Annotated in this window: 11 protein-coding genes; 3 read left to right on the forward strand and 8 right to left on the reverse strand. The window is 50.2% G+C overall.

Features of this window, described 5'->3' with window-relative positions; translation table 11 throughout:
• Nucleotides 1–43 precede the first annotated feature (43 nt).
• Entirely contained in the window at nt 44–907 is an 864-nt protein-coding gene (locus MJ768_RS03480; RefSeq protein ID WP_239287983.1) for an NAD(P)H-hydrate dehydratase, read from the reverse strand.
• An 80-nt stretch (nt 908–987) separates the two neighbouring features.
• On the opposite strand from MJ768_RS03480, the gene purL reads away from it, so the two are divergent.
• Nucleotides 988–4,950, forward strand: a complete 3,963-nt coding sequence (purL, locus tag MJ768_RS03485; protein WP_239287984.1) for a phosphoribosylformylglycinamidine synthase — start codon at nt 988–990, stop codon at nt 4,948–4,950.
• A gap of 68 nt (nt 4,951–5,018) precedes the next feature.
• Here purL and MJ768_RS03490 read toward each other — a convergent pair whose 3' ends face one another.
• The 7 genes from MJ768_RS03490 to MJ768_RS03520 form a co-directional block, all read right to left on the reverse strand.
• Nucleotides 5,019–5,678, reverse strand: coding sequence for a peptidylprolyl isomerase (locus MJ768_RS03490; RefSeq protein WP_239287985.1), 660 nt, complete (start codon nt 5,676–5,678; stop codon nt 5,019–5,021).
• A 159-nt stretch (nt 5,679–5,837) separates the two neighbouring features.
• Nucleotides 5,838–6,128 carry a BolA family protein gene (locus tag MJ768_RS03495; protein ID WP_239287986.1) on the reverse strand — a complete coding sequence of 97 codons (291 nt, stop codon included), beginning with the start codon at nt 6,126–6,128 and terminating at the stop codon, nt 5,838–5,840.
• A complete protein-coding gene (locus tag MJ768_RS03500) occupies nt 6,125–6,427 on the reverse strand; it encodes a YciI family protein (RefSeq protein ID WP_239287987.1) in 303 nt (100 codons plus the stop codon). Before MJ768_RS03500 ends, MJ768_RS03495 begins: the two co-directional genes overlap by 4 nt.
• Nucleotides 6,428–6,970, reverse strand: a complete 543-nt coding sequence (locus tag MJ768_RS03505) for a septation protein A (protein ID WP_239287988.1) — start codon at nt 6,968–6,970, stop codon at nt 6,428–6,430.
• 23 nt (nt 6,971–6,993) lie between these two features.
• Entirely contained in the window at nt 6,994–7,389 is a 396-nt protein-coding gene (gene msrB / locus MJ768_RS03510; protein WP_239287989.1) for a peptide-methionine (R)-S-oxide reductase MsrB, read from the reverse strand.
• A gap of 109 nt (nt 7,390–7,498) precedes the next feature.
• Entirely contained in the window at nt 7,499–8,914 is a 1,416-nt protein-coding gene (locus MJ768_RS03515; RefSeq protein ID WP_239287990.1) for a PhoH family protein, read from the reverse strand.
• Between the two features lie 8 nt (nt 8,915–8,922).
• Nucleotides 8,923–9,384 carry a peroxiredoxin gene (locus tag MJ768_RS03520; RefSeq protein ID WP_239287991.1) on the reverse strand — a complete coding sequence of 154 codons (462 nt, stop codon included), beginning with the start codon at nt 9,382–9,384 and terminating at the stop codon, nt 8,923–8,925.
• A 432-nt stretch (nt 9,385–9,816) separates the two neighbouring features.
• Here MJ768_RS03520 and MJ768_RS03525 point away from each other — a divergent pair, with 432 nt between their 5' ends.
• Nucleotides 9,817–10,110, forward strand: coding sequence for an HU family DNA-binding protein (locus MJ768_RS03525; RefSeq protein WP_239287993.1), 294 nt, complete (start codon nt 9,817–9,819; stop codon nt 10,108–10,110).
• Between the two features lie 363 nt (nt 10,111–10,473).
• A complete protein-coding gene (lepA, locus tag MJ768_RS03530; protein ID WP_239287995.1) occupies nt 10,474–12,267 on the forward strand; it encodes a translation elongation factor 4 in 1,794 nt (597 codons plus the stop codon).

The following is a 12,267-nucleotide window of genomic DNA, read 5'->3' on the forward strand; positions in this document are numbered from 1 at the left end:
GTTGTGCAGGTGCTGTGATTGGATGCAGGTCTGCGTGATGAAGCTATTTGCCTGATGCTACCCATTGGTTCAACAACCAGCGCGCCCATTCTGTCACTTCAGTGGCTGTCATGCCGATTGTAACTTTCTGTTTTGCCACCGCATCACCTGCCGCGCCATGCAGGTACACTGCCAACAATAAGGCTTGATCCACATTTAATCCTTGGGCGATAAAGGCGGCGATCATGCCAGTCAACACATCGCCCATACCGGGGCTGCTCATGCCGGGGTTGCCGGTCTTATTTACATATATTTTACCATTGCGAGTAACGCACAGGCTGTGAGCACCTTTCAGTACCACGGCGCTATGAAAGCGTTTAGCCAGTTCCTGTGCGGCTTCGGAGCGTGCGGCCTGCACTTCTTTAGTGTTGCAGCCGAGCAGGTGTGCTGCTTCGCCAGGATGAGGGGTAATTACGCTGGCATCCTTGCGAGAAATCAAGACAGTGCGCAAATCTGGGCGGAGGGCGAGAATGTTAAGTGCGTCAGCATCAAGTACCAGCACGGTATCCAGCTTGAGCGCATCTTGCAAAATTTTCTGAGCAGTGTCGTCGTGCCCCATACCGCAGCCGATGGCCAGCACATTCAGCTTGGGTAGGCGCAATGCCGCTTGTGCGCTATGCAGCATTAACTCGGGTTGCAATATATCAGCACTCAGGGCGTTGTCCGCCAGCATGCCCACATGTACGCAGCCAGCTCCCAGCTTGAGCGCCGCACGCGCAGCTAGCAGCGGTGCGCCGACCATGCCGCTGGCACCCCCTATAACGGCCACTGTGCCGAACTTGCCCTTATGGCTGTCACGCGGGCGAGGGGAGAGAAAGGTGGCGACTTGTTTTTGTGTAATGGTGGGAATGCGCGGTGCGGCTGGCATGAATATATTTTCCTTCGAGTGGAAATGAGGTCACATAGTATAATGGCAAGCTGTTTTTAACAGCCCCTGAGAGCCTGTTTATGTTCCGCGTCTCCCCCGGCAAGTCCGCGCTGTCTTCCTTCCGTCTCGAAAAATTGCGTGCTGTCGTTAGCAACGCCCTTCTAAATATACATATAGCAGATGCGTGCCATTGGTATTTCGTGGCGCTCAATACGGATTTGTCAGTCACTGAAGCCAACTTGCTGGATACGTTGCTCGATTTGGATGATGCGAGAGAGGGAACGGGGGGGCATAGCAGTGAGGACAGGTTACAACATCTGCTAGTTGTGCCGCGCTTGGGTACCATCTCGCCGTGGTCTTCCAAGGCCACGGATATTGCGCAGCATTGCAGTCTGCACATAGTTAGGCGCATCGAGCGCGGCGTTGTGTACTCCGTCAAGACTAAGGATGACAAAGCGCTGACGCAAGCAGAACTGAAAGTGTTGCTGCCGCTACTGCATGACCGCATGACAGAATCCGTGTTTGATCCTGTGGTTAGTCTCAAAACAGGCTTCAATGATGTGGCAGAAAAGATTTTCCGTCACGGTGAGCCACTGCCGCTCTCTACTGTGGACATAATGCACGGCGGCAATGCGGCGCTAGCAGCGGCTAATATCGAGATGGGATTGGCGTTGTCCAGCGATGAGATTGATTATTTGGTGGAGAGTTTCCATCGAATAGGGCGCAATCCTACCGATGTAGAGTTAATGATGTTTGCACAGGCGAACTCCGAACATTGCCGTCACAAGATTTTCAATGCGGATTGGGTGATAGACGATGAGCAGCAGGCGATCTCGTTGTTCGGCATGATCCGCAATACCCATAAGTTGCATCCAGAAGGTACGGTGGTTGCGTATTCCGATAATTCCTCTGTGATCGAAGGAGCGCGCATTGAGCGCTTCTATCCGCGCGCCGATGGCGGCTATGCCTACAACGATGAGTTGACGCACACGTTGATGAAAGTGGAAACACATAACCATCCCACGGCCATCTCGCCCTTCGCCGGTGCAGCCACTGGAGCGGGTGGCGAGATACGCGATGAAGGCGCGACAGGTTCCGGTTCCAAACCCAAGGCGGGGCTAACCGGGTTCTCTGTGTCTAATTTGAATATTCCTGGCTTTGAGCAGCCGTGGGAAATTTATGGCAGCGCTATCGCTAACTCCCTTTCGGGTGGAGATGGAGCCCCTCCGATTTATGGCAAGCCGTCACGTATTGCTTCCGCCTTGCAGATTATGCTGGAAGGACCACTTGGCGGTGCAGCGTTCAATAATGAGTTTGGCCGTCCCAATCTGGCCGGTTATTTTCGCACCTTTGAAGAGACCGTCAACGACGAGGTGCGCGGTTATCACAAGCCCATTATGCTAGCGGGCGGGGTGGGCAGTATCGCGGCGCAGCATACCCACAAGCATGCATTGCCCGTGGGTGCGCTGCTGATCCAACTGGGCGGGGCAGGGATGCTGATCGGTCTGGGCGGCGGTGCGGCATCCAGCATGGATACAGGTGCCAATGCGGAAAATCTGGATTTTGCTTCGGTGCAGCGCGGTAATCCCGAAATGCAACGTCGCGCGCAGGAAGTAATTGACCGTTGCTGGCAGATGGGTGAGAACAATCTCATTTTGTCCATACACGATGTTGGTGCGGGCGGCATCTCCAACGCTTTGCCGGAACTAGTGCATGGCGGTGGACGCGGCGCTCGTTTTGAATTGCGTGCTGTTCCTTCTGAAGAGCGATGTATGTCGCCGATGCAGATTTGGAGCAACGAAGCGCAGGAACGCTATGTGCTGGCGATTAATCCGTCACGTTTGGATGAGTTTAAAGCCTTGTGCGAGCGTGAACGCTGTCCGTTCGCCGTGCTGGGGCGCGCAATTGCCGATGACCAATTGATCGTGCATGACGAATTATTTAAAAATAATGCGGTGGATATGCCGTTATCGGTACTGTTGGGCAAGCCACCTAAAATGACGCGCAATGTAAAGCGCGAGGTTGTGAAGCTTCCTGCATTTGATGTCAGCAAAATAAATCTTAAAGATGCAATCGAGCGCACGCTGCGCTTACCCTCCGTGGCCGACAAAACTTTCCTTATCAGCATCGGTGACCGCACTGTGGGCGGCTTGACTGCACGCGACCAGATGGTGGGGCCGTGGCAAGTTCCAGTCGCGGATGTGGCAGTGACCTTGATGGGCTTCAATACTGCATTGGGTGAGGCTTTTGCCTTGGGTGAACGCACTCCGCTGGCGGTGTTGAACGCTCCGGCTTCCGGACGAATGGCTGTGGGAGAGGCGATTACCAACATTGCAGCGGCGCGCATCGAAAAGATCGGCGACATCAAGCTATCGGCCAACTGGATGGCGGCCGCCGGTCATCACGGAGAAGATGCTGCGCTGTTTGACACCGTGCGTGCGGTGGGCATGGAACTGTGCCCGCAACTCGGCATTAGCATTCCGGTAGGCAAGGACTCTATGTCCATGCGCACAGCATGGCAGGAAGGCACCGAGAAGAGGGCGGTAACTGCCCCGTTGTCGCTTATCGTGACAGCTTTCGCACCGTGTATGGATGCACGTTTGACATTAACGCCGCAATTGGCGGCCGATTTGGATACCGTATTGCTGCTGATTGATCTGGGCGAAGGCAAGAGCCGCATGGGCGGCTCGGCGCTGGCGCAGGTGTATAAACAGGTGGGTAATGTTGGACCCGACCTCGACGATGCGGGCAAGCTCAAAATCTTTTTCGACGTTATCCAGCGCCTGAATGGTGAGGGCAAGTTGTTGGCTTATCATGACCGTTCGGACGGCGGATTGTTTACCACACTGTGCGAAATGGCGTTTGCTACTCATGTCGGCCTGACCATAAATCTTGATGGATTGCAGGGAGATGCCCTAAGCATATTGTTCAACGAAGAGCTGGGTGCGGTGGTGCAGGTATATTGCCGCGATTTACAGTATGTACTGGGCGTGTGCCATAGCGCTGGGCTTGCAGCGGAATGTTCGGTTGCAACACTGAATATAAGCGGCACGATAGATATCGTGCAGCAAGACAAAACATTGTTCAGCGAGACGGGCATAAATCTGAAGCGCATCTGGTCGGAAACGACTTACCGGATACAGATGCTACGTAACAACCCGGCTTGCGCCCAGCAAGAATATGACCGCATCCTGGATGCTGCCGATCCTGGCTTGCAAGTGAAACTCACTTACGACCAGAACGAAAATATTGTCGCGCCTGCGCTGTTGAAATTACGTCCAACAATCGCTATCTTGCGTGAACAGGGTGTGAACGGCCATGTCGAGATGGCGGCGGCGTTTGACCGCGCCGGCTTCACGGCGGTGGACGTGCATATGAGCGACATCATCACTGGCCGCGTTAAGTTGGCGAATTTTAACGGGGTGGCGGCGTGCGGCGGTTTTTCCTATGGCGATGTACTAGGGGCAGGCGAAGGCTGGGCAAAATCCATCTTGTTCAACCCGCGTGCACGGGATGAGTTCGAGGCCTTCTTCAAGCGCGATGATACTTTTGCTCTGGGTGTGTGTAATGGCTGCCAGATGATGAGCAATTTGCATGAAATTATTCCAGGGGCACAACATTGGCCACATTTTGCGCGCAATTTGTCGGAGCAGTTTGAGGCGCGTTTCGTGATGGTGGAAGTGCAGCACTCGCCCTCGATCTTATTTGATGGCATGGCAGGCAGCCGTATGCCTATCGTGGTGGCGCACGGCGAGGGATATGCCCACTTCGGTAACGACAAACGCTTGAAGGCGGCGCAGCCGTTGGTCACACTTCGTTATGTGAATAACCACGGCCAGCCGACAGAAACCTACCCACTTAATCCAAACGGTTCGCCACAGGGTCTTACCGGACTCACCACAGCTGATGGACGATTCAGTATCATGATGCCGCACCCGGAACGGCTGTTCCGGGTGTTACAGCATTCTTGGCATCCAGCAGGATGGAGGGAAAACGGAGCATGGTTGAAAATGTTCCAGAATGCGCGCAAGTGGGTTAACTAATAGTTTACAAAAGTACATGCAACAAAAAAGGCGACCAATGGTCGCCTTTTATTATCACTTAAACCGGTTTATTCAATCTTTGCTTTGGCGCGCATGTCAACGATGGCCTTTTGTATGGCTTGCTGTTGCAGACGTTGCATTATATTCGCTTTCACTTCCCGGTAAACAGGGAACTTGAAATCACGCACATCTTCCTGTTTAATCAGGTGCCAGCCAGCATCAGATTTCACCGGCGCACTTACACCGCCCTTTTTCAGATTTACCAGCGCTTCAGCAAACGTCGGTGTGAAATTGCCTGGCAGAGCCCAACCCAGAGAACCACCCTTGTCACGCGAACCTTGATCCAAGGAATGTTTTTTTGCTAGATCTTCAAACTTGCCCCCCTTCTTTAGTTGAGCAGCAATAGATTTCGCTTCAGCTTCATCTTTTACCAAAATGTGACGTGAGTTGTATTCCTTGCTTCCTGTGGTTTGCTTAATATTTTCATATTCCTGCTTGATTGCATCTTCGCTAATTGGATGGTTTTTAAGGTAATCCTGTAGAAATGCATTTACAAGAACAGTCTGTTTGGCTAGCTCAAATTGGCTAATGGTTTCGGGCTGTTTATCGAAACCTTGTTTTATCGCTTCTTGCGCCATTATTTCACGATTGATTAATTCATCTTTAATGGCGAGACGCAGTTCCGGAGTATCCATTTTTCCTTGCGAAGCGGCAGCCTTGACGTGCATGCTCACACGTGCCTGCGGAATGACGACGCCATTCACAACTGCGGCGGGCTTTTCTTGCGCATAAACCTGATTAATTGCAAGTGTAGAAAATAGAGCGATAGTGGCAAGTTTTGAAAGTTTCAGCATTGTTCAGTCCTCGTTGAAAGTTTAAATTAAAAGTTATAGTTCTTCTGGTGTATAGGCAGCAATGGTCAGTGCATGAATATCGTGCTTCATCATGTCTCCCAGTGCTGAATATATCATACGGTGCCGTGCCAAAGTAGGCTTACTAGCAAACTGCGGGGATACAATCAGGAGGCGATAATGTCCACCCCCCCCACGTGCGCCAACGTGTCCAGCATGTTTATGACTATCATCGGCAATCTCAATTTTTGTGGGTTGAAGCGCCGCAAGAAGGGTATTCATCTGATCTATGCGGTTGTTTGCGTGATTTGCTGCGGGATGGTTCATGTTGGAAATACTTTCTTAAACGGTTTGACCAGAATTTGTGCATATACCCCAGCGACCATATAGGGGTCAGCCTGTGCCCATGTTTCCGCGTCCCTTAACGTGGCGAATTCCGCCACTATCAAGCTGCCGGAAAATCCCGCAGCACCGGGGTCAACTGCATCCACAGCTGGGAAAGGGCCAGCCAGAATTAAACGCCCTTCGTTTTGCAATGCCTGTAGCCGTGCCATGTGTGCGGGCCGTGTCGCCAGACGTTTTGTTAAGCTGTCAGGAACATCATGGCCGACAATGGCATATAGCATTTAGTTACTTTCCTTCTCTTCATGCACGTATTTCGACAGCGCCATTGCTTGCAGCAGCACGAATACTAGCATCATTCCGGTGGCACCGAAAAGTTTGAAATTAACCCATGCATCTGTAGAAAAGTTAAATGCAACATATAAATTTACCACGCCGAGTATGACGAAGAACAGGCTCCAGCCCAAGTTGACTTGGTTCCATACTTTAGTTGGAAGCGTAAGTTTTTCCTTTAGCAAAGCACGCATCAGGTTCTTTTTTAAGAGTAGATTGGAACCCAACAGGATGATGGCGAACACCCAATACAGAATGGTGGGTTTAAATTTGATGAAGGTCTCATCGTGAAGAATTAGTGTCGCGCCACCAAATACGGCAATGATGGCAAAACTTACCCATAGCATGGTATCTACCTTGCCATGCCGCCATTTAACCCACCCAATTTGTGCAATAGTGGCGGCAATCGCAGTACCTGTGGCAACATAAACGTTGAATATCTTGAAAGCGACAAAGAACAGGATAACGGGGAATAGGTCAAATAGTAGTTTCATGGCGACAGATTATGTAGGGAAATTTATTCTCGGTCTAGCGTCAGTGCAGCGGAGTTGATGCAGTAGCGCAGTCCTGTCGGTTTCGGGCCATCTTCGAATACATGACCAAGATGGGCGTCACAGCGGCTACACAGAACTTCCGCGCGCTCCATACCATGACTGTCATCTTTTTTCACGGTGATGCTGTCAGGCTGGTGCGGTTGCCAGAAACTGGGCCAGCCGCTGCCGGATTCATATTTCACCTCTGAATCGAACAGTGCGTTACCACAGCACACACAGCGATACAGTCCGCTGTCATGGCAATCCCAATACGTACCAGTAAATGCCGGCTCAGTGCCGCACTGGCGGCATACTTTGTATTGTTCGGGGGTAAGCTCGTCGCGCCAGATGGCGTCTGTTTTTTGGATTTTTTCGCTCATTAGATTATCTTGGAAATAGGTAATCTGACAAATCCTCTCCCAGGCTTTTCATTTAAGTGCAAGGGGGGCTGGGGAAGATTTGAGATTGAGATAACGGAATGACGGTAGCTCACAGCACCTCCCCGGCATGGTCGGCCAGACGTGAACGTTCTCCCCTTTGCAAGGTGACATGCCCGCTGTGTTGCCAGCCCTTGAAACGATCCACCACATAAGTCAGCCCGGAGCTGCCTTCGGTCAGGTAAGGTGTATCAATCTGTGCGATGTTGCCCATGCATACTACCTTGGTGCCCGGACCAGCGCGTGTGATCAGCGTTTTCATCTGCTTGGGCGTGAGGTTCTGGGCTTCATCAATGATCAGATATTTATTCAAAAAAGTGCGTCCACGCATGAAGTTAAGGGATTTGATCTTGATGCGCGAACGGATCAGATCGCGCGTGGCGGCTCGCCCCCATTCCCCACTTTCGTCGCTGGGCTTGTTGAGCACATCCAAATTGTCATCCAGCGCGCCCATCCAGGGCGACATTTTTTCTTCCTCGGTACCCGGTAAAAAACCAATGTCTTCACCAACCGGCACGGTGACGCGGGTCATGATGATTTCTGAATACAGCTTGTGTTCCAGCATCTGCACTAACCCAGCGGCGAGTGTTAGCAGGGTCTTGCCGGTGCCAGCCTGACCGAGCAGTGTGACAAAGTCAATCTCCGGGTTCATCAGCAGATTGAGTACAAAGCTCTGTTCGCGATTACGTGCAGTAATTCCCCAAATGGCATTTTTGGTGTGAGTATAGTCAGTCAAAGTGCGCAACATGGCAGTGTTGCCATTCTGTTCTGTGACTACCGCATAGAATGGATTACTGCCGTTTTCTTGATATACGAACTGATTTAACAGCATGTCACGGCATAGCGGCCCCTGAATATTGTAAAAAGTATGCTCACCTTGTGGCCCGGATTTCATGTCCTTGCCGTGCTTGTCCCAGAAATCCTGCGGTAACGCCAATACGCCGGTGTAAAGCAGGTCGGTATCTTCCAGCACCTTGTCATTAAAATAATCCTGCGCATCCAGTCCCAGCGCACGCGCTTTAATGCGCATGTTGATGTCCTTGCTGACCAAGATCACGGAACGCTTGGGTTTCTGATTGTGAAGAAACATTACTACCCCGAGGATAGCGTTGTCGGCTTTGCCGATCGCCATATTGGCAGGCAATTCGTTGTTGATGAACCGGGTTTGCAAAAACAAGCGGCCGGTAGCGCTCTTGTTGCTTGGCGTTTGTAACGGTACGCCAGCATCAATGTTATGTGTGCTCTCGCTTATCAAAGAGTCGAGGAACCGGCTGGCCTGCCGGGCATTGCGTGCGACTTCAGTCATGCCTTTTTTATTGTTGTCCAGCTCTTCCAGCACGAATATCGGTAAGTAAATGTCATGCTCCTCAAAGCGAAACAGGCTGGTTGGATCGTGCATTAGCACATTAGTATCCAGCACGAATAACTTAGTAGTGAGATTTGTAGCCAATATTTTGCGGGGGGGCATGATGCTCCTTATGTGGTTAGAGATTGCACGAATTGCAATACTTCCTTAGCATGGCCGTCGGCTTTAACACTGCGCCATTCGCCACGCAGTATGCCGTCTCGGTCGAGCACAAAAGTGCTGCGCTCGATGCCTCGCACTTGTTTGCCATACAGATTCTTCAGCTTGATTACACCGAACTGTTCACATACTGTTTCTTCTGAATCGGCAAGAAGAGCGAACGGCAGACTGAACTTAGCCTTGAATTTTTCGTGCGACTCAATGCTGTCGCGTGAAATGCCAACTACCTCACAATCAGCTTTTTTAAAATCTGCATACAGGTCGCGGAATTGTTGGCTCTCAGTAGTGCAACCCGGAGTATTGTCCTTGGGATAGAAGTAAATCACTAGCGATTTGCCGCGTGCGGCAAAGAGTTGGAAAGCCACTCCGCCAGTGGCTGGTATCACGAAATCGGCAATAGCTTGATTAAGCATCTAGGTAATCTCCTGTCAGGAGATGCCATTGTTGACAAAATTCTCTTACAAGGCAAGCGTCTCATGGGCTAATGCGTGAAAAGCTTATTCGTTTAGCGTGTTGAAGGTCAGGTAATTAAGCCTTATCGTAGTCCCGATGATAGTTCCATGTATTATTTTAGACTGCATTCATAATGGTGCTTTAAAATTTAACGATTCAATATGTCTTATGCTCGCCTCGCGTTTACCCAGAACTAAGGTGATAATGCAATACAATTTTAGTTGCACTTAATTAGAACCAGTACTTTGCATGGACTAAGATTGAAGTAGTAAGATTAGAATTGAGGTAGTAAATTTTCTTGATGGATTCTTATTAATTTGTGAAGCTGTGATTGCCATTGACACGATGGCTTGATACAGTGCAGCGTTTTTTCAACTAAAGGGAGTCATACTATGAATAAAGCAGAGTTGATTGATGTAGTAGCTAAGTCCACAAAGAATTCCAAGGCAAATGTCGAGGAAATACTGAATGCGTTGATGGCTGCTATACAAGCATCATTGGTAAAAGATGATAACGTGCAGCTGATTGGCTTTGGCACCTTTGCTGTTGAACAGCGTGCTGCTCGGGTAGGTCGGAATCCAGCTACTGGAAAAGAGTTGAAAATACCGGCCAAGAAAGTTGCGAAATTTAAAGTCGGCAGCAAGTTGAAAGACGCAGTTGCTGGCGTAAAAGCTAAGAAAAAGTAACCAGCGCATTAAGCGTGCCCCATAAAGCCGGGGCACGTTATCTCATCATTTCTGAATTAATACTCATACCTCATTTTTCGATATTTCGTTCTAAACCCTGAGGTTCACGTCCTTCATCTTCACTATTTTCAGTTGTCTGCTTAATGCTATTTTCAGTAGCACAGAATCTTTACGCTGATGCGTGATTAGCTAGCGTTTTCCGCAGGACGGCGTGTCTTCAAGGTATAATTATAACTTTATATGTAAGCTAGGTCTTATTGCATGATGCGAGTGAAACTCGCCGATAAGATAACGATCTTAAGAAATAACATGCATTTTGTTGCACATGAAACATCAAATTAGATAATCCGAGATTGTAAAATAATGCAACATATTCGTAATTTTTCCATTATTGCCCATATTGATCACGGCAAGTCTACTTTGGCCGACCGAATTATTCAGTTGTGCGGAGGGCTTTCTGACCGCGAAATGGAAGCGCAGGTGCTCGATTCCATGGACCTGGAACGTGAGCGCGGCATCACCATCAAAGCTCAGACAGCTGCGCTGCAGTATAAGGCGCGTGATGGCCAGATGTACAATCTCAACCTGATTGATACGCCGGGACACGTGGATTTTTCTTATGAGGTATCACGCTCATTGTCTGCCTGCGAAGGCGCGCTGCTAGTCGTTGATGCATCTCAGGGAGTGGAAGCGCAGACAGTAGCTAACTGCTACACCGCTCTCGAGTTGGGGGTGGAAGTAGTGCCGGTGTTGAACAAGATTGACTTGCCGTCTGCTAACCCGGAAAACGCCATTGAAGAAATCGAGGAAGTAATCGGTATCGACGCGCATGACGCGGTACGCTGCTCGGCCAAGACAGGGGAGGGTGTGCAGGACGTGCTGGAAACTTTAATTGTTAAAGTGCCGGCGCCTACAGGCGACCCGGCTGCGCCGCTATGCGCTCTGATTATAGATGCGTGGTTCGATAATTATGTCGGCGTAGTAATGCTGGTGCGTATTTTTAACGGCACCTTAAAACCCAAGGATAAAATTTTGTTGATGGCTACTGGCTCGCAGCATTTGACTGAGCACATCGGTGTGTTTACGCCGAAGTCGCAACCGCGTGAAGTATTGTCTGCCGGCCAGGTTGGTTTTGTCATTGCGGGCATCAAGGAGCTTAAAGCGGCCAAGGTTGGCGACACCATCACGCTGGCAAACAGGCCCGCAGCCACAGCCTTGCCGGGTTTCAAGGAAGTGCAGCCACAAGTATTTGCCGGATTGTTTCCAGTAGAATCAAATCAGTATGAATCGCTGCGTGATTCGCTGGAAAAGCTCAAGCTTAATGACGCTTCATTGCAGTATGAACCCGAAGTATCGCAGGCATTGGGTTTCGGTTTTCGCTGCGGCTTCCTGGGATTGCTGCATATGGAAATTGTGCAGGAACGGCTGGAGCGCGAGTTCGATATGGATTTGATTACCACTGCACCTACCGTTATTTACGAGGTGGTGCAGCGCGACGGATCGGTGCTGGTCGTGGACAATCCATCCAAAATGCCAGACCCGTCCAAGATCGAAGAAATCCGTGAACCCATCGTGACAGTCAATTTGTATATGCCGCAGGAATATGTTGGTGCGGTAATTACATTGTGTACGCAAAAACGCGGCGTACAGCTCGATATGAGTTATCACGGTAAGCAAGTTTTGCTGGTGTATGAGATACCTATGGCGGAAATCGTACTCGATTTCTTTGACAGGCTGAAATCGATTTCGCGCGGCTATGCCTCAATGGATTACGAGTTTAAGGAATACCGCCCGGCCGATGTGGTCAAGGTGGATATACTGATCAACGGCGAAAAGGTAGATGCGCTGGCGATTATCCTGCACCGCAGCAACAGCCAGTTCCGCGGTCGTGAAGTGGCGGCCAAGATGCGCGAGTTGATTCCGCGTCAGATGTTCGATGTGGCGATCCAGGCTGCTGTCGGTTCAAACATAATCTCGCGTGAAAATGTCAAAGCTCTACGAAAAAATGTATTAGCTAAATGCTATGGTGGCGACATCTCACGCAAGCGTAAATTGCTGGAAAAACAGAAGGCTGGCAAGAAACGTATGAAGCAAGTAGGAAATGTGGAAATTCCGCAGGAGGCTTTTTTGGCCATCCTGCAGGTAGGCGAAAAATAA

This window comes from Candidatus Nitrotoga sp. 1052 (assembly GCF_927312905.1).
Lineage (GTDB): Bacteria > Pseudomonadota > Gammaproteobacteria > Burkholderiales > Gallionellaceae > Nitrotoga.

What these genes read in the sequence shown, in the direction of transcription:
- MJ768_RS03500 (WP_239287987.1), bottom strand. Translation starts at nt 6,427, where the DNA reads ATGCTATATGCCATTGTCGGCCATGATGTTCCTGACAGCTTAACAAAA.
- msrB (WP_239287989.1), bottom strand. Translation starts at nt 7,389, where the DNA reads ATGAGCGAAAAAATCCAAAAAACAGACGCCATCTGGCGCGACGAGCTT.
- MJ768_RS03520 (WP_239287991.1), bottom strand. Translation starts at nt 9,384, where the DNA reads ATGCTTAATCAAGCTATTGCCGATTTCGTGATACCAGCCACTGGCGGA.
- MJ768_RS03505 (WP_239287988.1), bottom strand. Translation starts at nt 6,970, where the DNA reads ATGAAACTACTATTTGACCTATTCCCCGTTATCCTGTTCTTTGTCGCT.
- MJ768_RS03525 (WP_239287993.1), top strand. Translation starts at nt 9,817, where the DNA reads ATGAATAAAGCAGAGTTGATTGATGTAGTAGCTAAGTCCACAAAGAAT.
- purL (WP_239287984.1), top strand. Translation starts at nt 988, where the DNA reads ATGTTCCGCGTCTCCCCCGGCAAGTCCGCGCTGTCTTCCTTCCGTCTC.
- MJ768_RS03490 (WP_239287985.1), bottom strand. Translation starts at nt 5,678, where the DNA reads ATGCACGTCAAGGCTGCCGCTTCGCAAGGAAAAATGGATACTCCGGAA.
- lepA (WP_239287995.1), top strand. Translation starts at nt 10,474, where the DNA reads ATGCAACATATTCGTAATTTTTCCATTATTGCCCATATTGATCACGGC.
- MJ768_RS03495 (WP_239287986.1), bottom strand. Translation starts at nt 6,128, where the DNA reads ATGAACCATCCCGCAGCAAATCACGCAAACAACCGCATAGATCAGATG.
- MJ768_RS03480 (WP_239287983.1), bottom strand. Translation starts at nt 907, where the DNA reads ATGCCAGCCGCACCGCGCATTCCCACCATTACACAAAAACAAGTCGCC.
- MJ768_RS03515 (WP_239287990.1), bottom strand. Translation starts at nt 8,914, where the DNA reads ATGCCCCCCCGCAAAATATTGGCTACAAATCTCACTACTAAGTTATTC.